Annotated in this window: 17 protein-coding genes; 5 read left to right on the top strand and 12 right to left on the bottom strand. The window is 64.9% G+C overall.

Features of this window, described 5'->3' with window-relative positions:
• Nucleotides 1–33: 33 nt before the first annotated feature.
• From eda to QUV25_RS07350, 4 genes are all read left to right on the top strand, one after another.
• The gene (gene eda / locus QUV25_RS07365; RefSeq protein ID WP_300862796.1) at nucleotides 34–672 is read left to right on the top strand and encodes a bifunctional 4-hydroxy-2-oxoglutarate aldolase/2-dehydro-3-deoxy-phosphogluconate aldolase; all 639 of its coding nucleotides are present in this window, start codon (nucleotides 34–36) and stop codon (nucleotides 670–672) included.
• Between the two features lie 12 nt (nucleotides 673–684).
• Nucleotides 685–2,304 carry a glucose-6-phosphate isomerase gene (gene pgi, locus QUV25_RS07360; protein ID WP_300862794.1) on the top strand — a complete coding sequence of 540 codons (1,620 nt, stop codon included), beginning with the start codon at nucleotides 685–687 and terminating at the stop codon, nucleotides 2,302–2,304.
• Between the two features lie 55 nt (nucleotides 2,305–2,359).
• Nucleotides 2,360–2,722, top strand: coding sequence for a methylglyoxal synthase (locus QUV25_RS07355; RefSeq protein ID WP_300862792.1), 363 nt, complete (start codon nucleotides 2,360–2,362; stop codon nucleotides 2,720–2,722).
• Between the two features lie 287 nt (nucleotides 2,723–3,009).
• On the top strand, nucleotides 3,010–3,438 hold the full coding sequence (locus tag QUV25_RS07350) for a PaaI family thioesterase (protein WP_300862791.1): 429 nt from the start codon (nucleotides 3,010–3,012) through the stop codon (nucleotides 3,436–3,438).
• A 354-nt stretch (nucleotides 3,439–3,792) separates the two neighbouring features.
• Here QUV25_RS07350 and QUV25_RS07345 read toward each other — a convergent pair whose 3' ends face one another.
• The 8 genes from QUV25_RS07345 to QUV25_RS07310 form a co-directional block, all read right to left on the bottom strand.
• Nucleotides 3,793–4,569: an alpha/beta fold hydrolase gene (locus QUV25_RS07345; protein ID WP_300862789.1), complete on the bottom strand. Its 777-nt coding sequence runs from the start codon at nucleotides 4,567–4,569 to the stop codon at nucleotides 3,793–3,795.
• A gap of 276 nt (nucleotides 4,570–4,845) precedes the next feature.
• Nucleotides 4,846–6,378, bottom strand: a complete 1,533-nt coding sequence (locus QUV25_RS07340) for a methyl-accepting chemotaxis protein (protein ID WP_300862788.1) — start codon at nucleotides 6,376–6,378, stop codon at nucleotides 4,846–4,848.
• Between the two features lie 502 nt (nucleotides 6,379–6,880).
• Nucleotides 6,881–7,573: a hypothetical protein gene (locus QUV25_RS07335; protein ID WP_300862787.1), complete on the bottom strand. Its 693-nt coding sequence runs from the start codon at nucleotides 7,571–7,573 to the stop codon at nucleotides 6,881–6,883.
• A 388-nt stretch (nucleotides 7,574–7,961) separates the two neighbouring features.
• A complete protein-coding gene (locus QUV25_RS07330) occupies nucleotides 7,962–8,705 on the bottom strand; it encodes a metal-dependent hydrolase (protein WP_300862785.1) in 744 nt (247 codons plus the stop codon).
• Nucleotides 8,706–8,723: 18 nt separating this feature from the next.
• On the bottom strand, nucleotides 8,724–10,112 hold the full coding sequence (gene creD / locus QUV25_RS07325) for a cell envelope integrity protein CreD (RefSeq protein WP_300862783.1): 1,389 nt from the start codon (nucleotides 10,110–10,112) through the stop codon (nucleotides 8,724–8,726).
• A gap of 144 nt (nucleotides 10,113–10,256) precedes the next feature.
• A complete protein-coding gene (creC, locus tag QUV25_RS07320) occupies nucleotides 10,257–11,702 on the bottom strand; it encodes a two-component system sensor histidine kinase CreC (protein WP_300862782.1) in 1,446 nt (481 codons plus the stop codon).
• A 3-nt stretch (nucleotides 11,703–11,705) separates the two neighbouring features.
• Nucleotides 11,706–12,422, bottom strand: coding sequence for a two-component system response regulator CreB (gene creB / locus QUV25_RS07315; protein ID WP_300862780.1), 717 nt, complete (start codon nucleotides 12,420–12,422; stop codon nucleotides 11,706–11,708).
• A gap of 88 nt (nucleotides 12,423–12,510) precedes the next feature.
• Entirely contained in the window at nucleotides 12,511–13,116 is a 606-nt protein-coding gene (locus QUV25_RS07310) for a heme-binding protein (RefSeq protein ID WP_300862777.1), read from the bottom strand.
• A gap of 173 nt (nucleotides 13,117–13,289) precedes the next feature.
• Between QUV25_RS07310 and QUV25_RS07305 the strand changes: the two genes are divergently transcribed.
• A complete protein-coding gene (locus QUV25_RS07305; protein ID WP_300862775.1) occupies nucleotides 13,290–15,572 on the top strand; it encodes a penicillin-binding protein 1A in 2,283 nt (760 codons plus the stop codon).
• A 110-nt stretch (nucleotides 15,573–15,682) separates the two neighbouring features.
• Here the strand turns inward: QUV25_RS07305 and QUV25_RS07300 are convergent, their stop codons facing one another.
• The 4 genes from QUV25_RS07300 to QUV25_RS07285 all read right to left on the bottom strand — a co-directional run bounded on the left by QUV25_RS07300 (nucleotide 15,683) and on the right by QUV25_RS07285 (nucleotide 20,469).
• Entirely contained in the window at nucleotides 15,683–16,663 is a 981-nt protein-coding gene (locus tag QUV25_RS07300) for a nitronate monooxygenase family protein (RefSeq protein ID WP_300862773.1), read from the bottom strand.
• A 98-nt stretch (nucleotides 16,664–16,761) separates the two neighbouring features.
• Nucleotides 16,762–18,552: an acyl-CoA dehydrogenase gene (locus QUV25_RS07295; RefSeq protein WP_300862771.1), complete on the bottom strand. Its 1,791-nt coding sequence runs from the start codon at nucleotides 18,550–18,552 to the stop codon at nucleotides 16,762–16,764.
• A 76-nt stretch (nucleotides 18,553–18,628) separates the two neighbouring features.
• Nucleotides 18,629–19,561: an electron transfer flavoprotein subunit alpha/FixB family protein gene (locus QUV25_RS07290; protein WP_300862770.1), complete on the bottom strand. Its 933-nt coding sequence runs from the start codon at nucleotides 19,559–19,561 to the stop codon at nucleotides 18,629–18,631.
• A gap of 158 nt (nucleotides 19,562–19,719) precedes the next feature.
• Nucleotides 19,720–20,469 (bottom strand): electron transfer flavoprotein subunit beta/FixA family protein, encoded by a 750-nt coding sequence (locus QUV25_RS07285; RefSeq protein ID WP_300862768.1) that lies wholly within the window; start codon nucleotides 20,467–20,469, stop codon nucleotides 19,720–19,722.
• Nucleotides 20,470–20,801 lie beyond the last annotated feature (332 nt).

Genomic DNA, 20,801 nt, shown 5'->3' with positions numbered 1-20,801 from the left:
CGAGGGAATCCCACCACTTCAGCCGCACCGCCCATGGCCACCACCTGCTTCACCCGCCCTGCGTTCCTCTCCCGTGTGGTGCCCGTCATCGTGCTGCACGACCCCGCTCACGCCGTGCCGCTGGCCCATGCGCTGCTCGAAGGCGGCATCGACGTGATGGAGATCACCCTGCGCTCCGACGCCGCGCTGGCGTCCATCGAGGCCGTCGCCAGAGCGGTGCCTCAAATGCACCTGGGCGCAGGCACTGTGACGCGCGTGGCCGAAGTGCAGCAGGTGATCAATGCCGGCGCGAAGTTTGCGCTGTCTCCGGGCTGCACCGACGCACTGGTTGACGAAGTCAAAAAGGCCTTGCTGCCGTTCATCCCCGGCGTGATGACACCGGGCGAGGTGATGCTCCGGCGCGAACAAGGATTCACCCTGATGAAGCTGTTTCCAGCCGCCCAGGCCGGCGGTCTGGGTATGCTCAAGGCCTTGGGCGCTCCGATCCCCGACGTGGCTTTCTGCCCCACCGGGGGCGTGAGCCCCGAGAACCTGCCCTCGTTTCTGAAGTTGCCCAACGTGGCGATGGCCGGCGGCTCCTGGCTCACACCGGCCGACGCCATGGCCTCCGGCGACTGGAAGCGCGTCACGCAACTGGCCCGCGAAGCCACCGACCTCGCTGCATCTGCCTAACACATGCCCGACATGACCACCCTTCACGCCACCCCCACCGCCTTGCCCGCCTGGTCGGCGCTGGGCGAACTGGCGGCCGCCCCGCTGACCCACCTGCGCGAGCTGCTGCACACAGACACGGAGCGCAGCCGGCGCCTGAGCGCAAGCGCCTGCGGCATCACGCTCGACGCCAGCCGACAGCGCATCACGCCCGCCATCCACAGCGCACTGATCGCGCTGGCCGAGCAGGCCCAGGTGGGCGCGCAGCGCGATGCCATGTTCCGCGGCGACCCCATCAACCTCACCGAACACCGCCCGGTGCTGCATGTGGCCCTGCGCGGCGACCCCAAGGCCGACGGGCCATGGGGCCAGGCCATCAGCGCCGACGTGGCGCGCGAGCTGGACCGCGTCTGCACCTTCGCCGATGGCGTGCGCTCGGGCGCCGTCACCGGCCATTCCGAACTGGTGTTCACCGATATCGTGAACATCGGCATCGGCGGCTCCGACCTCGGCCCACGCATGTGCGCCGACGCGCTGGCCCACCTCACGGTTGCAGCCCCGCGCGTGCACTACGTGTCCAACCCCGATGCCTGGGCGCTCTACAGCGTGTTGCACTCGCTGGACGCAGCGCGCACGCTGATCGTGGTCTCCAGCAAGACCTTCACCACGCAAGAAACCCTGACCAACGCGGCCAGCTGCCAGCGCTGGCTGGTGGACAGCGGCGTGCCGGCCGAGCGCGTGAGCCGCCACCTGGTCGCCATCACCGCCAGCCCCAAGAAGTCGGCCGAACTGGGCTACCCGGCGGACCAGACCTTTTTGTTCTGGGACTGGGTGGGCGGGCGCTATTCGGTGTGGTCGGCGCTCGGCCTGCCCCTGGCCATCGGCATCGGCGGCGCGGCCTTCCGCGAGTTTCTGGCTGGCGCACGCGCCATGGACGATCATTTCTGCACCGCCCCCCTCGCGCAAAACCTGCCGGTGCTGATGGCGCTGGCTGGCATCTGGAACCGCAACTTCCTGCACCTGCCCACGCAGCTCATCGTGCCTTACGCCTCAAGGCTGGTGCGCTTCACGCCCTTTGTTCAGCAGATGGACATGGAGAGCAACGGTAAGCGCACCCACATCGACGGCACCCCCGCCACGGTGGACACCGGCGCCATCGTCTGGGGTGGCCTGGGCATTGACGGGCAACACGCCTACTTCCAGCTGCTGCACCAGGGAAAACACACCGTGCCGGTCGACTTCATCGGCGTGCAGAGCGAAGACACGCCGCTGCCCCTGGCCTCCACCCACCATGCGGTGGTCAACCTCAACCTGCGCGCCCAGGCCCAGGCCATGGCCGAAGGCCGCAGCGTGGAGGCCACCCGCGCCCTGCTGCAACAAGACGGCGTGGCCGCCGCCGAGCTCGACGCGCTGGCGCAGCACCGCAGCTTTGAAGGCAACATCCCCAGCAGCATCCTCTGGCTCGACCGGCTCAGCCCGGCGCGCCTGGGCTCGCTGATTGCCCTCTACGAACACAAGGTGTTCACCCAGGCCGCCATCTGGCGCATCAACGCGTTTGACCAATGGGGCGTGGAGCTGGGCAAGACCATGGCCAAACAGATGGAAGCCCCCCTCGCTGCTGCGCAGCACCGCCCTGCCGGGGGCAAGGCCTGAGCCCCGGCGAAGCCAGCTCCTCGGCGTTTCTGGACCGAAAGCATCGCACACCACCATGCGCATCGCCCTCATCGCCCACGACCGCATGAAGCCACGCATGGTCGAGCTCGCGCGCGAGTTCGCACCCATGCTCACCCAACACACCCTCATGGCCACCGGCACCACCGGCACCCGCTTGCAGGCAGAGGCCGGGCTGAGCCGCGTGGAGTGCCTGCTCAGCGGCCCGCTCGGGGGCGACCTGCAGATCGGCGCCCGCCTGTCCATGGGCGAAGTCGACGCAGTCATCTTCCTGCGCGACCCCATGACCGCCCAGCCACACGAGCCCGACATCAACGCCCTGGTGAGGGCCTGCGATGTGCACGACGTACCCTGCGCCACGAACCCGGCATCGGCGCGGTTGCTGCTGAAGAACCTCTAGGTTCTGGCCTGGGACGGTGTGTAGGTGGATTTGCGGCTCCCAACGCGGAGCCGCCATCGGCTGACGCGGCGAGGTGACGGCATCAATGACAGCTATCGAGGGGGTTGCTTTCATCCAGCAAGGCAGTCCGAAGGCCGACCCACCAAGTCGCGATCAAATGACGGCTGGTCAAAAGGCCGAGCTCACGCTGTCGGCCAGGAGCAGATGGTGACGACAATACAAGAAAGCGGACATCCGGAGCTTGAGGCTGTCCTATCTCCGGTGTTGGATGCAAAGGTAGAACGACCATGACCGATCTTCATCAACCGCCCGGCTTGCCCATTTCGAACGAAACAGTCCAGGACTTCTATGAGTGGCTGTTCGCACCCTGGGTGAAGGAGCTCGGACTCCGAGACTTTGATGTTTCGCCGGGCAGAGCGCTCGCAACGCTGCCTCAAGACACGAGGCTTCAGTTTGCCAGTGGCGCGGTTTGCGGTCAGGCCATCATGTCAGCGGTTGACACCGTGGCCGTCCTGGCAATGGCCACAACGGACAGGCAGCCCAAGGGGACCGTGTATCAGCACACCCACTTCTTGCGGCCCGCCATATCGGACGACATGCGAATAGAGGTCCAAGTTTTGCGATTTGGAAAGGCATCTGCATTTGCTGAAGCAAAGGTCAGTTTCGTCAATTCCGGTGAACTGGTGGCTCACGTGAGCATTGAGTTTGCTTTTTAGGTTTGAACATTGGGCAACACGAGCGTCGTTTGGCATTTGTGAACCGAAACTGACCTTCCCTGCCGCGCAGCAAGCACCTCGCCCTGAGCGTGTGAAGTGTCTCCCAAGTAGTTAAGGGTGGAGTGACCGGGGCGCCTACCAAGCCGCTGCTGCCGCCGAGGTCCGCTTCCACTTGCGTCCTATGTTCGTTTTGGGTCGCAAAGAGCCGGTCACCTCAGCGCACAGCAGCCGTTCGACCGCTTCGTATGGCTCGTCGCTGTTGAAGGGCTGGAGCACGCCTCCGAAATCACACAGAGCGTTACAGGGTAGGAATACGAGCGGACGCTGAGACCCACGATCCCGCAAGCGGCGGGCTCAGCGCATCCAGCGTGCTGCGGCGTTCAGCAACTCCTGGCGCACCCGCTCTGCGCGCACCGGGTCGGTGTCTCCGCACGCCAGGCGGCAGATCCAGTCGGTTGGTGACTCGAAGTCGCAGTGCGAAGCGCCTGGGATGAGTTCGTCGCGCCACAGTGCGGGCAGCGCGGCTCCCCAGGAAGCGGCCACGGCTTCTGCGTTGCAGCTCGATGGCGGCGCGCGCAGCAGCAGCGCCTCGGTCCGAAGCCGACCGGCCGCCGCCAGACCCAGCCGCTCCGTCTCGCCAGGCATCGTGCGGTCGAACGGGTCCAGACCCACGAAGCCGACCACGCCTGGCGTGTCCGCCGCCAGCAAACTCGACAGCCCGCCCGCGGAAAATCCCACGAGCATGACCCCCTCCACCGGGGCGCCGAAGGTACCGCCTGCACGCAGCGAGTCCACCATGGCAGTGAGGGCCCGCGCGTTGCAGCGAAAGTCGAAGGTACAAGGTAGGTCTGGCGTCAGCACCAGCACACCGGCATCGGCCAGCGCCTGCGCATGGCCCGCCAGCGTACGCCGGCTTCGCGTGAAGCCGTGCGAGAGGATGGCGGCTCCGCGCAGCGGGCCAGCGGCGGGGTATACGTCCAGCGTGACACGGTGGCCATCGAATGCGTGCACCTGCGTCTGCACAGGCGACGCCGCCGCAGGCCCGAGCGGGTAGGCCGGCGTGACCATTGCCGCAGCCGCAACCATCAGCCCGGTGAAGACCCTGCGTGCGTGATTCCTCAGCTTGTCCATCCGCTCATTGTCGGTGGCCGTCCGCTGGAGCGCCAGCCGAGATCGGGCGTCACGGGGTTGCGGAGCGCCGGACGCCTTGGTGCGCAGCAGTCGATCGACCGGCACGCAGTGCCTCATCGCTGCCGACTGACCGACGCTGGAGGTCCAGCGGTCGTTCGCTTGGCTGATGAGGAGTGGCAGATTCCGGCGGCGGCTGTGAAGGGACTAACAAAACCTGACCGACTGCACTCAGCCGTCAGCGGGAATGGTCGCCCGTCGCTGAATCGCCCCTCAGGCCTACTTCAAGCGGAAAAGGCCCACCAGACGCACCAACTCGTCGGCTTGCCTCATCAGTCCGTCAGCCGCCGCCGCAGACTCTTCCACCAAAGAGGCATTCTGTTGTGTGGCCGAATCGAGCCGATTCACAGCCGTGCTCACCAGGTCAACGCCTTGCGTCTGCTCGGTCGTGGCGTTGGATATCTCGCCGATGAGGTTGGTCACACGCTGGACCTGGTCAACAATGTCCTTCATGGTGGCGCCTGCGTCCGCCACCAACTGGGTGCCTTCCTTCACGCCGTTCACGCTTTGTGTGATGAGGTCGTTGATCTCCTTGGCGGCGCCCGCCGAACGTTGTGCCAAGTTTCTGACCTCGGCAGCCACAACGGCAAACCCACGTCCCTGTTCTCCAGCGCGTGCTGCCTCCACGGCAGCGTTCAGCGCCAAGATGTTGGTCTGGAAAGCGATGCTGTCGATGACGGAGGTGATTTCCCCAATGCGCTTTGAGCTGGTTGAGATCTCTTCCATGGTCGACACCACGTTGCTCACAACATTCGCACCACGCTGAGCCACCCCACTGGCTGATACGGCAAGTTGCGTGGCGATTCGCGCGTTGTCTGCGCTGGTCTTGACAGTGCCAGAGAACTGATCCATCGCAGAGGCCGTTTGCTGAAGATTGGCGGCCTGTTGTTCGGTGCGCGCACTCAGATCCCGGTTACCACCCGCGATCTGATGCGAGCCAGCGGCGATGTTTTCGCTGCTGGCACTGACCTGGCCGCACAGCTCTCGCAGCTGAGTGCACATGCGATTCATCGCCGCCATCACACTGGTCGTGTCACCACTTCTCACCCTGACTTGGACCGTTAAGTCACCCTCGGCCACGGCGTTGGCGATGCGCGCCACTTCGGCTGGTTCACCGCCAGTCGTTCGCAAGACATTCCGCAACACCGAAGTTCCAAGCAGCGCCAGGCCCGCTGTGGCGCCGAAAAAGACCAAGCCAACCAGCCAGAGCAACCGTTCAGTCGTCTGGTTGTAGCTATCAATGGCATCGGTCGCAAATGCACTGGCCACGACAACGGTGGCATCGACACCCTCGCGATGCTCTAGGTACAGGGCGTGTGCGGTTTTCAGTGCAACCAGGGTGGCCTCCCTGTCGCCCGTGGCGAGGGAGTCCAACACAGCTTCAGATGCCGTAATCAACTTCTGCCCCGCGTCATGTTGTGCGCCCAACAGCTGTGCCTCCAGCCCATAGGGAGGGTTGTCTCTCCAGTGTTGGACTCGACTTTCATACTCGCCGACCAGACGATTGCGCTCTTTCTGGGCATCGGCCAGGGGCAAAGTGCCCTCAACAGCTCGGCTCAGAAGTAGGCGCAGCTCAATGAGATACATCGGCGGTGGCAGGATATCGGCCACAACGTCCTTGGCGTCAAAGCCACGAGTGACCGACTTTTCCGCATAGAAGCTCCCCACGGCGGTCGCAAGACCCAGAGCACAAATGGCAGCGATGCCTGCCATGACCAGAAGGCGCAGACTGAAGCGCAGCGTTGTTTTCATCGTTTCCTCGAAAAAAGAGCACTCAGGAAGTTGTTGAGTGGTGACACACTTGCGGTTTCAAACTTCCAGGTTTCGGAGAACTGCTGAGAGGGCAGTTTTTTTCGTAGGAGTCGAGAAAATCCGCTGAGGAAATGATTCCCGAGATGCCGGCCAACGATGACCCGATAAAAGGGGTAAAGCGCCTGTATCTTTGAAGAGATGGGTCAGGGTCAGAGCACCAAAATACCCATCGAGACTCGAACACGGAAGGCGCTGCAGGCTTAGATCAAGCAGGCAAACGTGAGGTATGAAGAGTTTCTGTTTCCCCATGAGACTGGCGTCACTCCTGGCCGACACCTGCCGGCGTCGGATCTCGCCTGCTCACCTGCGAGCGTTCGTAGGCGTCGTCTGGTGTCTCGGGAAGCCAAACTTGCGTATCGCCAGCGGCTTGATGTGCTTCTCTGGGCTACGTCCTGCAAGGGTGATTTTTTTCAAACGCGGTGAAGCTCAAATCTGGAGACGATCAAGCCTTGGGCTCAATGCTGCTTTCGGCATCTTCACCGATCAGATGATGACGCTCGTCGGGACGAGTCAACACGGGTAGGACTCGACTGGCGACCAGCCAGCAAATGCCGAAGGCAAGCAGTGCCGTCGCCTCCCCGTAAAAGACCAAACGGGGTGCGCTGACATTCCAGCCCAGATCGGCACCCCAGATCCCGTTGACCAGCAAGAGCACCATCGAGACCACCATCGCCCAGAAGCAAGCCAAGTAGATGAGCGCACGAACATGGGCCTGAGGATGCCCTTTGCCCTTGGCATGTCGATAAAACTCCATGCAGAAGTAGGCCAGGATCACAAACATCACGGCCGCCGACACATAGTGAACGTAGGGAATGATCTCCAGGTCTCCACGGCATTTGCAGGGAAACATGGCCACGCCCACCCCAGCCACAGCCGCGACGCGGGACAAAACCTTGTGCACAGCCGTTTGACCGTTGTACGACAACAGGAAGGCGGAGATCGCAAAAAGGAAGCCGACGAAGATGTTGCGCGACCAGTCCCCCGCGAAATAGGACTCGCTGATGGAGGTCAGTGGTTCGCCCAGTGTCGACACCATGCTGGTTGCCGAAGCGATCACGATTGCGATGAGCCCGACGATCAGCTTCATCGTGCGCTCGTTGATTTCCGCGTGCTTGGGGGTACTGACGCTCATCATGAAGGCACCTCACGTTTTTCTGCTTTGTACTGCGGCCGCTGACTTTTTGCCATCTCCACTTTTGAGGATGCGAAAAGTACGCTTGTTGGGCTGCAGCGCTGCGCGAAGAGTTGGTGGCCTCATCAGCCAGCAATCGCCCGGCCCCTCCGTTGGGTTCATCGCTGTTGAGTGAACGCGGCTGAAGGTGCAACTGTCGACCGACTGGCAGACGAGCAACGGCAGGCATTTTTTTGTGGCAGCTGAGGTTGGGTCCTGAGCACCCCCCGGCTGCACCCAGGCTAGAACGGTCGGCACGCGTTGGGTGCATAGAGGCTTTTGCCGCAAGCCACCCAACCATCAGGCCGTCAAACTTCGGTGCTCCACCACCTGCCTCACAACACCACCCGCCTCACACCACCGCTTTCCGAACCCAGGCCGCACCCACGGCGCGCATGGCGGTTCGGCGGCGGGTTCGCTCGGTGTTGATGCTGCCGGCCCAGCCGCCGGAGGCTCGCGCAGCGGCCACGGTCTGCGCTAGGTGACCATGTTCCAAGTCAGCTGCGAACACAGGTGGCGCCAATGTGCGCGGCGCTTGTCGGTTGGCCGCCTTGGCGCGGCGCCACCTCGGGCTTGTTCTCCACCAGCGCGGCCCAAGTTGCCGAAGGGTCATGCCAGCATGGGCCAGCAGGAGCAGCGGCACCCCCAGCCAGAGCGCCTCGCGCGCGAGCCGGTCCCAGCCGAAGAGGTTGACGCCGGCCGTGGGCACAGGGCGCCAAGCCAGGCAGTGGCGCGCGCCGTCCAGTGGCCAGGCCCAGGCGTTGCAGATGCCGCGGTCCATCAGCCCGTCCAGCAAGGGGTGCGATGCGGTGCACAGGGCGATGAAGACCGCCGCCGTGAGGCGCTGGCGGCCGGTGGGGCCAGAGGCCATGGCGCCGAGCACACCGAGCAGTAGGGCAAAGCCCAGGGAGTGGGTGAACCCGCGGTGGCCGTAGGTGCCGCTGTAGCTGTCGAAGCCGAAGGCAACCGATGCGAAATCGGCGTCGGGCAGTACGGCGCAAAACGCGCCGGCCAGCATGAGCCGCCTGGAAACGAGCCGCGGCCCCATAGCCACGGCAAGCGCGAGCGCGGGGGCAAAGTGCAGAAAGGTGGCCATGATGTGGCGCCGCCTGCTTCAGTTGCCCACAGCGCCGGGCGCGGCGGCAGCGGTATTGAACGGCGTGGCCGGATTGGGCGCCGCAGCGCTATCGGTCTTGAGCACGCTGTACCAGTCGATCTTGCGGGTGGCCATCATGATGGCGGCGAGCACGCCGAACAGCAGCAGCGAGCCCATCATGAGCGCGTTGTCTTCCGACACCAGGATGCCGTAAAGCACACCGTACAGCGCCACCAGCAGGCTGCTCATGGCCAGGCCGGGGCGCCAGCCACCGAGCACGTGGCGCAGGTAATGCCCCAGCAGTGCGATGCAGGCGATGCTGGCGATGAGGTAGGCGCTCAAGAAACCGATCTGCTCTGAAAGCGACAGCAACAGCAGGAAGAACAGCACCAGCGCAGCGCCAATCATGAGGTATTGCATGGGGTGGATGCGCCAGCGCTTGACCATCTCCAGCACGAAGAAGGCGGCGAAGGTGAGCACGATGAACATGCTGGCGTATTTGGTGGCGCGCTCATTGAGGCGGTACACATCCACCGGGTTGCCGAGCGACACCGAGAACTGCTCGGGCACCGAGGCGTGCTCACCCCGCTGGCCGAACTGCGCTTGCGCCTGGCTGGAGAGCGAGGTGACGCGCCAGGTGGCCTCAAACCCGCTGGCGCTGACGCTGCGCTGGCGTGGCAAGAAGTCGCCACCAAAACTCGGGTGTGGCCAGGGCGATGTGAGGGTGACGCTGTTCTCGTCGGCCAGCGGCACCCAGCCGATGCTGCCGGTACCGGCCAGGTCGAACTTGAGGTCAAAGTCCAGCACCGCGCCCGGCTTGAGCTGGGCCATGTCCACCCGAGCGGCCAGTGGCAGCGGGGCACTGCGCGGTGCCTGGCCCACCGGCAGCACGCTGCCAGCCAGGCGCAGTTGGGGCGCGCTCAGCAGGCCGCGCGCATCGCTCACCCCCATGAGCAGCAGCGGCTGACCCAGTGCGATCTGGCCACTGCGGTGCCTGGGGCTGATCTCGGTCCAGACAAAGCGGCCGGTGCTGGCGTGCTGGCTGGTGTACACCGTGACCGGGAAGATGCCGCGCAGGCGGGTTTCGGTGGCGAGCTGACCGGTGGTGTTGAGGGTCTTGGGAAACTGGATGGACACCCGTTCTTCGGTCACCAGTTCTTCGCGCGTTTCGCCGACCTTGCCATCGACCTTCACGGTGCGCAGAAAGGTCTCGGTGTAGGGCAGCCAGAGCACCGGCCCGGTGATGGTCTGCGGACCCGCGTGGGCGCGGGCCACCTCGCTGGTGGCGCTGTCGCGGTAGGCGGTGCGCTCGGCGATGGCTTCGCGAACGAAGGCCAGGGGAATGGCCAGCAGCGCCATCAGAAAGCCAATGATCAGCAGTTTGCTCAGCAAAGGATGTTTGTTCACGAGGGACTCCAGGGTTTGACGGGGAAACGCCGCCAGTGTGGAGACCGCTTGTGCGCCGGACGTGCAGCGCGTGTGCACCTACCCGCTTTTTTGTGCAGTGGGTGTGAAGCGCGCGCTGAAGGCCTCGAAGCCGAAGGCCTTGAATCAGGCGGGAAAACGCCAGGTGGCCAGGCAGCCGCGCGGATGGTCCACGTTGTCCACCCGCACCTGCGCGCCGTGCAAATCGCTCACCTCTTTCACCAAACACAGGCCCAGACCCGAGCTCTTTTCCTGTGTGTCGCTGCGCGGCAGCGAATAGAAGCGCTCAAACACGCGGTCGAGGGCGTAGTCGGGCACGCCGGTACCTTCATCGCGCAGCGACCAGGTCACCCAACCGCCAGCATCTTGGGTGAGTGTGCAGGTGATGTGACCACCCTGGGGCGAGAAGTCGATGGCGTTGTCGATCAGGTTGCGCATCGCCTGCGCGAGCAGGAAGCGGTCACCGCGCACCCGGACCGGCTCGTTGCCCAGCGCACAGGAAAATTGCAGGACCTTGAGGCGCCAGCGCGGCTCCAGCGCCTGCACGACTTCTTCAGTCAGCGCCACCAGGTCGACTGGCTCGCTGTTGCTGAGCTGGCGCATCTGCTCCACCTCGGCCAGGTTGAGCAGCTTGTCCACCAGCGCCTGCAGGCGCAGCGTCTGGCGCTCGATGTTGCCGGCAAAGCGCTGGCGGTCGGCCTCCGCCATGGGCTCCTGCAGCAGCTCGGCCGCGCCGCGCATGGCGGCCAGCGGGCTCTTGAGCTCGTGCGTGAGCGTGTGCACGTAGTTTTCCACGTAGGCCTTGTCTTCAAGCTTCTCGCGCATGCGCTCCAGGGCGCGCGCGAGATCGCTGAATTCGGTATTGCCGCTGAGGCGCCCCATGGCGGGCAGGCTCACGCGCTCACCGCGCGCCACCGCCTGCGCATAGCGCTGCAGGCGCGACAGCGAGCTGGCCATCCACCAGCTGAACACCAGCCCCAGCAGCAGCGCGCCGCCCAGCAAGCCCCACGACCAGCGCAAGATGCGCTGCTGGCTGCGCGCAATGTAGGGCTCCAGGCTCTGGTTGGCGCGCGAGACGGTGAGCGCGCCGATGATGCGGGACCCATCGCGAATGGGCGCGGCCACGTGCATCACCGTGTTGTCCGGGTCATCGGGGCTGACCGCGCTGGAGCGCGCGCCGTACTCGCCGCGCAGCGTTCTGACCACGTCGTTCCAGCGCGAATGGTCTTGCCCCAGCGCCAGCTGCTGCGAATCAAACACCACAATGCCCTGCGCGTTGACGATGGTTACGCGGCTGTCGACCTGCTCTTTGCGAAAACCCCAGATATTGGCTTCTGGCCGAACCGCGTTGTAAGCCAGCATGGCCTGCGCAAAGTTGCCGTTCGGCAGCGTACCGGCGACCATCTCGGGCGTGGCCAACTGGGCCAGGGCGTAAGCCGTATCGACGAGGCTGTCTTCCATGGCCAGGCGGGTGCCGGGCTTCACTTCTTCCAGAAAAATGCGCAGCACCACAAACAGCGCCAGCCCCAGCACCAGGAAAAAACCCAACAGCAGGCGAAGTCCGATGCGCATGGCTCAGGAAGACCGCTGAACGGAATAGCCCATGTTGCGGTGGGTCTGGATCAGATCGGGCGAAGCGCCTCGCTCGCGAAGCTTGGCGCGCAGCAGCTTGATGTGGGCATCCACCGTGCGCTCGGCCGTGTCGGGCGCATCGGCCCACACCAGGTCCATCAGTTCGCTGCGCGAGAAGATGCGCTCGGGACGCTTCAGCAGGGTGGCGAGCAACAGGAATTCGTAGCGGGTGAGCGCCAGCCATTCGCCCAGACAGGCCACGCGTTGCGCCTCCTCGTCGAGCGCCAGCACGGCGTCAGACCCCGGCGCCCCGGATGGCGGGGCGCTTTCCCTGGCCCGCGGCAGGCCAGCCCCGTTGGCGCTTCGCCGCAGAATGGCGCGCACGCGGGCACACACTTCGCGCGGAGAAAACGGCTTGGTCACGTAGTCGTCACCGCCCAGTTCCAGACCCAGCACGCGGTCGATTTCCTCTCCACGCGCAGTGAGAAAAACAATGGGCAGATCGCTGGTCTTTCGGATCGCTCGGCACACATCGAAGCCGTTGCCGTCGGGTACGCCCACATCGAGGATGGCGAGGTCAGGCGCCCGGTCGCCGAACGCGCGCAGCGCGTCCGACACCAGACGCACATGGGTCACCTCGAAGCCTTCGCCGCGCAGGGCATAGAGCAAGGTGTCGGCAATCGCCGGTTCGTCTTCGAGCAGCAGGATGTGGTGCGGCATGGCTTGGCGTCCAGAACGTCCGCCGATGATAGGACGTCCTTCAACGTCAGCCGCACACGCGCGAAGCCAGCGCGGCTGCCCCTCAGGATCAGGGCAGGTTCAGCCAGATCTCGTTGCGCCGAAGAAACCACGGCGTGAAAGGCGGGTTGTAGCGCGAGAGCACCGGTTCGCCCACCCAGGGTTGCTGCGCCTCGCGCAGCGCCGTCTGCAGCAGCGCCAGATGCTCGTCGTAATTGCTTTGCGACCAGAGGCCCGAATAGCGGATCACGGCCACGCGCGAAGCCGGTACCTCACGCAACTGCACCCGCGCGTCTTCGGGCAGAGGTGCGTTGGCCAGGGTGATGCCACTGGGCAGCACGAACTGCACCCGAAACTCGCTGCCCTGCGCGCTTTGCGTGACTGGCGCCGTCATCGCCATCTTCACGGGCTCGGCCGCCTGCGTGACCGGCGCCGTCATGGCCATGCGGCGTTCTCCCTGGTTCTTGCCGAAGATGTAGCCCGCCAGAATGGGAAAGGCCTCCGAAGACGCCTGGTCGGCCGGGCCCGGCACCACCACCTCGGCCACCACATAGGGCTGGTACGTGCGGATCTCCACGCCCGCCCATTCGCGCTCCACCGCGTAGGCGGGCTCTTCGATCGCATGGCTCGCCAAGGGGGAGACCAGCAAAGCGAACAGGCTGAGCAAACGTTTCATATCGGTGATCTGCTGATGAAAGGCTCTGTGAGATTGCCTGCTGAGTGCGGAGTTCCTGGCCAGACGGCGACTCCATCGAGGGAGACCAGGCCGACACGGGCCTCACACCCGGTTACACCCCGGCGCAGATCACCTCACACCCGCTTCACACGGCGCCGGGATAATCGCAAGACATGTTTCGCTTGCCCCTTCCGTCTCCCTTGATCAAGCCCCTGCTGGCGGTCGCTGTGACTGCCACATGCATCGCCACGGTCCCCGCGCCAGTCGCGGCCTTCGATCTGCCGGCCATCGACCGCATCGTGCAGTACCAGCCCAAGCTGCCGCTGCAGGTGCTCACCGCCGACGGCGTGGAGATCGCGCAGTTCGGCACCGAGCGGCGTGAGTATGTGCCGCTGGCGCGCACGCCCAAGCTTTTGCAGGACGCGGTGCTGGCGGTCGAAGACGCGCGCTTTCGCGAGCACAACGGGGTCGACCCCAAGGGCATGGCGCGCGCCGCAATCGCCATGCTCACCGGCGGGCGCACTCAGGGCGCGAGCACCATCACCCAGCAACTGGTGCGCACCATGCTGCTCACCCGCGAGCGCACGGTGGAGCGCAAGGCCAAGGAAATCCTGCTGGCCTTCAAGGTCGAGGATGCGCTGTCCAAGGACCGCATCCTGGAGATCTACCTCAACGAAATCTTCCTCGGCCAGCGCGCCTACGGCTTCGCGGCTGCCGCCAAGACCTATTTCGGCAAGCCCATGGACCAGCTCTCGCTGGCCGAGACGGCGATGCTGGCCGGCCTGCCGCAGAACCCCTACTACGCCAACCCGGTGACCAACTTCCAGCGGGCCACCGCACGCCAGCGCGTGGTACTGGAGCGCATGCGCACCGTCGGTGCCATCACCGAACAGCAGCTGGCCAGCGCGCGTGCCGAGAAGCTCAGCATCCGAACGCCAGGGCAGCGCAGCGTAGAGGCCGCACACGTGGCCGAGATGGCGCGCCGCGCGGTGGTCGAGCGCTTCGGCACCGAGGCCTATTCCAGCGGTATCCGAGTGACAACCTCGCTGCGCGCCGCCGACCAGCGCGCTGCCACCGACGCCGTGCACCGCGGCGTGATGGCGCTGGAAGCGCGCAGTGCCTGGCGCGGGCCGGAAGACCAGATCGAACTGCCGAAGGCCGACGGCAGCGAACTCGACAACGCGATCGCCGAAGGCCTCAAAGGCCAGCGGGACGACGATGTGCTGCGGCTGGCCGTGGTGCTGGCAGCAAGTGCGAAGTCGGTGCAGGTGCAGCTGGCCGATGGCGAACGCCTGACCATCGAGGGCAAAGGCTTGCGCCAGGCCACGGCGGGCCTCACGTCCAAGGCCAAGCCGGCCCTTCGGGTGCAGCGCGGTTCGGTGGTGCGAGTCCTGGCCAGCGGCAAGGCATGGGCCATCACCCAATGGCCGGAAGCCGAAGCCGCGCTGGTGGCGCTTGACCCGCGCACCGGCCGCGTGCTCGCCCTGGTGGGCGGATTCGACTTCTCGAAGCAACCCTTCAACCACGTCACGCAAAGCTGGCGCCAGCCCGGCTCGGCCATCAAGCCACTTCTTTACTCGGCCGCGCTGGAAGAGCGCGTGATGCCGGGCACCCTGATCGACGACCTGCCGTTCACCGCGGCCAATGGCTGGAGCCCGGGCAACAGCGGTGGTACCGAGGCTGGTCCGATCACCATGCGCCAGGCGCTGGCCAAGTCCAGCAACCTGGTGAGTGTGCGCGTGCTGCAGCACACCGGCACCCAGCGCGCCCGGGACTGGACCACCCGCTTCGGCCTGGACGCGCAACGCCAGCCTGACAACCTCACCCTGGCCCTGGGCACCGGCCTGGTCACACCGCTGCAAATGGCCCGTGCCTACGGGACGCTGGCCAATGGCGGCTGGAACGTGGAACCGGTGGTGATCGAGAAGATCGTCGACGCGCAGGGCAAGCTGCTGTTCGAAGCGCCACCACCGCCGGTGCTGACCGACGACAACCGCGCCATCCCAGCGCGCAATGCCTACGTGATGAACAGCCTGCTGGCCGATGTGACGCGCGTGGGCACCGCGGCACGCGCCCAGACCGCTCTCAAGCGCCCCGACATCTACGGCAAGACCGGCACCACCAACGACGTGGTCGACGCCTGGTTCGCCGGCTACCAGCCCACCCTGGCAGCGGTGGTCTGGCTGGGCCACGACAAGCCGCGCAGCCTGGGCGATCACGAATCGGGCGGCCGACTCGCCCTGCCGATCTGGATCGACTACATGGCCAAGGCGTTGAAGGGCGTGCCGATCAGTACCCCTGGCCAGGCGCCCGCGGGCCTGATGCGTGAGGGGGACGACTGGCTCTACAGCGAGTGGCAGAACGGCGGTGCGGTGGCTGCCATCTCCGACGGCAGCGGCACGCAGTACGCTGGACCACCCACCTTGATCGACGCGATCAAAGATTGGTTCAAGTGAGCTGCCCCCTGCGCCGCTTTGCGTCTTCCCCCTGAAGGCAACGCTCCCTGTGGCCCGGCAAAGCCGGTTCCACGGGAGCCCTGGGCAGGGCACGCGCTCCGGAGATGGCTCTAGCCGGAGCAAATACGGGCTTTGGCCTCGGCATACTCGCGCTTGAAGCGCGCCACCAGATCGGCGGCCGGCATCACTTCGCGGATGGCGCCGATGCCCTGGCCACAGCCCCAGATGTCTTTCCAGGCCTTGGCCGCGTTGGCGCCTTCGCCAGTGGAGAAGTTCATCTTGCTGGGGTCGCTCTCGGGCAGCTTATCCGGGTCCATGCCGGCGTTGCGGATACTGCCCTTGAGGTAGTTGCCGTGAATGCCGGTGTAGAAGTTGCTGTAGACGATGTCATCCGAGTTGCTCTCGGTGATCATCTGCTTGTAGCCGTCCACTGCGCGCGCTTCGTCGGTGGCGATGAAAGCCGAGCCGATGTAGGCGAAATCGGCACCCATGGCCTGCGCCGCGAGAACCGCACCGCCCGATGCAATCGAGCCGGACAGCGCCACCGGGCCGCCAAACCACTCGCGAATTTCCTGCACCATGGCAAACGGGCTTTTCACGCTGGCGTGACCACCCGCGCCTGCCGCCACGGGAATCAGGCCGTCAGCGCCCTTCTCGATCGCCTTGCGGGCAAAAACGTTGTTGATCACGTCGTGCAGCACCACGCCACCCCAGGCCTGCACGCCCTTGTTCACATCTTCGCGGGCGCCCAGGCTGGTGATGATGATCGGCACCTTGTACTTCGCACACACCTGCATGTCGTGCTCCAGGCGGTCGTTGCTCTTGTGCACGATCTGGTTGATGGCAAATGGCGCGGCTTTGTTGTCTGGGTTCGCCTGATCGTGCGCGGCCAGCGCCTCGGTGATTTCGGCCAGCCATTCATCCAGCTGCGAGGCGGGGCGCGCATTGAGCGCGGGCATGGACCCGACCACGCCGGCCTTGCACTGAGCGATCACCAGTTTGGGGTTGCTGATGATGAACAGCGGCGAGCCGATGACGGGAAATTTGATGTTCTTGAGAACGGGAGGCAGGTAGCGCGCGGGTGCGGTCATGGGGTCTCCGGGTGGGGGGATCGGTGCATTCTGGACGCTGTCTGCTGCCCGCCGTGTCGATGCGGCGACAGCACGCGCAGACACTCAGCAGGCGGACTTCAGAAAGCGTCGGCAGACAGCGCGGTGACCGCGTCGGCACCATCCACGATCGCGTCCCGCGTGCCTGGGGCGCGGCTGAGGATGTGGTCAGCGTAGAAGCGCGCGGTGGTGATCTTGCTCTGCATGAAGGTGGGCTCGATGCCGGCGGTGAGCTGTTCTTCGGCGACCAGCAGCGCGCGGGCCAACTGCCAGCCGGCCATCAGGTTGCCTGCCAGCATCAGGTAGGGCACGCTGCCGGCGAATGCGGCGTTGGGGTTGCTGCGGGTGTTGGCGGCGATGAACTCGACCACGTCCACAAACGCCTGCCGGGCGGCAGTGAGCCGCTTGGCCACGGCCAGCGCCTGCACGCTGCCACGCTTGACCAGATCGGCCTCGGTTCTCTCGATCTGCGCCGCAATCGCCTTGGCGCCAGTGCCGCCGTCGCGCGCCGTCTTGCGGCCCACCAGATCGTTGGCCTGGATGGCGGTGGTGCCTTCGTAGATGGTGAGGATCTTGGCGTCTCGGTAGTACTGGGCCGCACCGGTCTCTTCGATGAAACCCATGCCACCGTGCACCTGCACACCCAGCGAGGTGACCTCCAGGCTCATCTCGGTGCTGTAGCCCTTGACCAGCGGCACCAGGAATTCGTAGAAAGCCGCGTTCTCCTTGCGGGCGGCGGCGTCAGGGTGGTGATGCGCCGCGTCGTAGGCCGCCGCAGCGACGGCGGCCATGGCGCGGCAGCCTTCGGTGTAGGCACGCATGGTCATGAGCATGCGCTTCACATCGGGGTGGTGGATGATGGGCGCAGCCGCGCTCATGCTGCCGTCCACGGGGCGGCTCTGCACGCGGTCCCTGGCATAACCCACAGCCTTCTGGTACGAGCGCTCGGCGATCGCGATGCCCTGCACACCCACCGCATAACGCGCCGCGTTCATCATGATGAACATGTACTCCAGGCCGCGGTTTTCCTCACCCACGATGTAGCCCACAGCGCCACCGTGGTCGCCGTACTGCAGCACCGCTGTGGGGCTGGCCTTGATGCCCATCTTGTGCTCGATGGACACGCAGTGCACGTCGTTGCGCTCGCCCAGCGAACCGTCCTTGTTCACCATGAACTTCGGCACCACAAACAGACTGATGCCCTTCACGCCCTCGGGCGCTCCGGTCACGCGGGCCAGCACGAGGTGCACGATGTTTTCGGCCATATCGTGCTCACCGTAGGTGATGTAGATCTTGGTGCCGAACACCTTGTAGGTGCCGTCGGGCTGTGGCTCGGCACGGCTGCGCACCGCCGCCAGGTCGCTGCCGGCCTGTGGTTCGGTGAGGTTCATGGTGCCAGTCCACTGGCCGCTGACCAGTTTCTCCAGGTAGATCGCCTTGAGTTCGTCGCTGCCAGCGGTCAGCAGGGCTTCGATGGCGCCATCGGTCAGCAAGGGACACAAGGCAAAGCTCATGTTGGCGCTGTTCAACATTTCGCCGCAGGCCGCACCGATGGTTTTGGGCAGGCCCTGGCCACCAAAATCCACCGGGTGCTGCAGGCCCTGCCAGCCGCCTTCGGTGTACTGCTTGAACGCTTCCTTGAAGCCCGGCGTGGTGGTGACCACGCCAGCCTTGAAGCTGGACGGGTTCTTGTCGCCCTCCCAGTTCAGGGGAGACAGCACGCCCTCGTTGAGCTTGGCACATTCCTCCAGCACCGCCTGCGCGGTCTCCAGACCCGCGTCTTCGAAACCGGGCATGGCCGCCACCTGGTCGATGCGCGCCAGGTGCTCGATGTTGAACAGCATGTCTTTCAGGGGGGCGGTGTAGCTCATCTTGTGCCTCAGGTGTCGCAAAAATCGGATAGAAAAAAGGGCATCGAACACGATGCCCTGTTCAGGGTCTGGCGTGTCAGAGTGCCTTGGTCAGTTCAGGCACCGCGTCGAACAGGTCGGCCTCCAGCCCGTAATCGGCCACGCCGAAAATCGGGGCTTCGGGGTCTTTGTTGATGGCCACGATGACCTTGGAATCCTTCATGCCAGCCAAGTGCTGGATGGCACCCGAGATGCCGCAGGCCACGTAGAGCTGAGGCGCCACGATCTTGCCGGTCTGGCCGACCTGCCAATCGTTGGGGGCGTAGCCTGCATCCACGGCGGCGCGGCTGGCGCCCAACGCGGCGCCGAGCTTGTCGGCCAGCGGCGTCATCACTTCGTCGAACTTCTCGCTGGAACCCAGTGCGCGGCCACCTGAAACGATGACCTTGGCGGCGGTGAGTTCGGGGCGGTCGCTTTTGGCGATCTCGCTGCCCACAAAGGTGGTCTTGCCACTGTCGGCCTGGGCGGCGGCGATTTCCACTGGGGCGTTGCCACCGTTGGCGGCTGCCGGGTCGAATCCGGTGGTGCGCACCGTGATCACCTTGGTGGCATCGCTGCTCTGCACCACGGCCATGGCGTTGCCGGCGTAGATCGGGCGCTCAAAGGTGTCGGGCGATTCAACCTTGGTGATGTCGCTGATCTGGGCCACATCGAGCTTGGCGGCCACGCGCGGCGCGATGTTCTTGCCCGAAGCGGTGGCGGGGAACAGGATGTGGCTGTAGCCGGATGCGATGGCCAGTACCTGAGCTGCCACGTTTTCGGCCAGACCATGGGCCAGGCCTTCGCCATCGGCATGGATCACCTTGGCCACGCCGGCAATCGCGGCGGCCGCCTTGGCCGCTTCCCCAGCGTTGTGACCGGCCACCAGCACATGCACGTCACCACCGCAGGCAGCGGCAGCGGTCACTGTGTTGAGGGTGGCGCCCTTGATCGAAGCGTTGTCGTGTTCAGCAATAACGAGAGAAGTCATGGTTCAAATCCTGTCTTACGAAAGAGTGCGTGAGGTTCGCGTGTCTTGTTCCAGGAAGCCGCGGAACCGGCTTCGCCGGGCCGCCAGCTTCGCCCCCTGGGGGGGTGACGCGCTGCAAGCGCGGCGCGGGGGGAAGCCCAATGTGCGGCGCGGGGGTGTCAAATAACCTTGGCTTCGTTCTTCAGCTTGTCCACCAGCGTGGCCACATCGGGCACCATGATGCCGGCGCCGCGCTTGGGCGGCTCGCTGACTTTGAGCGTCTTCAGGCGCGGGGTCACGTCCACGCCCAGGTCTTCCGGCTTCATGATGTCCAGCGTCTTTTTCTTCGCCTTCATGATGTTGGGCAGCGTCACGTAGCGCGGCTCGTTCAGGCGCAGGTCCGTGGTGATGACCGCAGGCAGCGTGATCGAGAGCGTCTCCAGACCGCCGTCCACCTCCCGGGTCACGCTGGCCTTGCCATCGGCCACTTCCACCTTGTTGGCGAAGGTGGCCTGAGGCAGGTCGGCCAGGGCCGCAAGCATCTGACCCGTCTGGTTGCAGTCGTCGTCGATGGCTTGTTTGCCGAGGATGACCAGGCCAGGTTGCTCTTTGTCGAACAAGGCCTTGAGCAGCTTGGCCACCGCCAGGGGCTGCAGCTCTTCGGTGGATTCGATCAGGATGGCGCGGTCGGCGCCGATGGCCATCGCGGTGCGCAGCGTCTCCTGGCACTTGGCGTCGCCACAGGAAACGGCGATCACCTCGGTCGCCGCGCCCTTTTCTTTCAGGCGCACCGCTTCTTCGACGGCAATCTCGTCAAACGGGTTCATGCTCATCTTCACGTTGGCGATGTCCACACCGCTGCCATCGCTCTTCACTCGTACTTTGACGTTGTAGTCCACCACGCGCTTGACGGGGACGATGATTTTCATGATCGGAAACTCCTGAAGATGGGGGACTGAAAGATGGCTGACGCGTTGACGTGCACGTCAATTGGATGATTGTATGCCCGGCCCTTCGCTGCAGCCGGTGAAGGCCCACCGCTGCGGTGAACCTTGCTGATCCATTGATAAAACGAACGGTCGTGCTTTTTTAAATTATAGAGGATGCGGCCCGGATCACCTAACGCGGGTTTTTGTGCGCTCTCTGCGATGGGAGAACACGTATCGGCTAATTTACCAACCGAACGGTCGGTTAATTCGGGTTAGTCTGGAGGCGGGGCGCAGGGGTGTTCGCCTATATTGATCAACGCCATGGGATGCAA

Source organism: Hydrogenophaga sp. (assembly GCF_030373245.1).
Taxonomy (GTDB): Bacteria; Pseudomonadota; Gammaproteobacteria; order Burkholderiales; family Burkholderiaceae_C; genus Hydrogenophaga.
The sequence above is the reverse complement of the archived record's forward strand: the minus strand, read 5'-3'. Positions and strand labels throughout refer to the sequence as shown.

Bases quoted from the DNA above. Each gene is read 5' to 3' on its own strand.
- QUV25_RS07345 (WP_300862789.1), bottom strand. From the start codon at position 4,569: ATGGACAAGCTGAGGAATCACGCACGCAGGGTCTTCACCGGGCTGATG.
- pgi (WP_300862794.1), top strand. From the start codon at position 685: ATGACCACCCTTCACGCCACCCCCACCGCCTTGCCCGCCTGGTCGGCG.
- QUV25_RS07355 (WP_300862792.1), top strand. From the start codon at position 2,360: ATGCGCATCGCCCTCATCGCCCACGACCGCATGAAGCCACGCATGGTC.
- QUV25_RS07310 (WP_300862777.1), bottom strand. From the start codon at position 13,116: ATGAAACGTTTGCTCAGCCTGTTCGCTTTGCTGGTCTCCCCCTTGGCG.
- QUV25_RS07350 (WP_300862791.1), top strand. From the start codon at position 3,010: ATGACCGATCTTCATCAACCGCCCGGCTTGCCCATTTCGAACGAAACA.
- eda (WP_300862796.1), top strand. From the start codon at position 34: ATGGCCACCACCTGCTTCACCCGCCCTGCGTTCCTCTCCCGTGTGGTG.
- QUV25_RS07340 (WP_300862788.1), bottom strand. From the start codon at position 6,378: ATGAAAACAACGCTGCGCTTCAGTCTGCGCCTTCTGGTCATGGCAGGC.
- QUV25_RS07285 (WP_300862768.1), bottom strand. From the start codon at position 20,469: ATGAAAATCATCGTCCCCGTCAAGCGCGTGGTGGACTACAACGTCAAA.
- QUV25_RS07305 (WP_300862775.1), top strand. From the start codon at position 13,290: ATGTTTCGCTTGCCCCTTCCGTCTCCCTTGATCAAGCCCCTGCTGGCG.
- QUV25_RS07290 (WP_300862770.1), bottom strand. From the start codon at position 19,561: ATGACTTCTCTCGTTATTGCTGAACACGACAACGCTTCGATCAAGGGC.
- QUV25_RS07295 (WP_300862771.1), bottom strand. From the start codon at position 18,552: ATGAGCTACACCGCCCCCCTGAAAGACATGCTGTTCAACATCGAGCAC.
- QUV25_RS07300 (WP_300862773.1), bottom strand. From the start codon at position 16,663: ATGACCGCACCCGCGCGCTACCTGCCTCCCGTTCTCAAGAACATCAAA.
- creC (WP_300862782.1), bottom strand. From the start codon at position 11,702: ATGCGCATCGGACTTCGCCTGCTGTTGGGTTTTTTCCTGGTGCTGGGG.
- QUV25_RS07335 (WP_300862787.1), bottom strand. From the start codon at position 7,573: ATGATGAGCGTCAGTACCCCCAAGCACGCGGAAATCAACGAGCGCACG.
- creB (WP_300862780.1), bottom strand. From the start codon at position 12,422: ATGCCGCACCACATCCTGCTGCTCGAAGACGAACCGGCGATTGCCGAC.
- QUV25_RS07330 (WP_300862785.1), bottom strand. From the start codon at position 8,705: ATGGCCACCTTTCTGCACTTTGCCCCCGCGCTCGCGCTTGCCGTGGCT.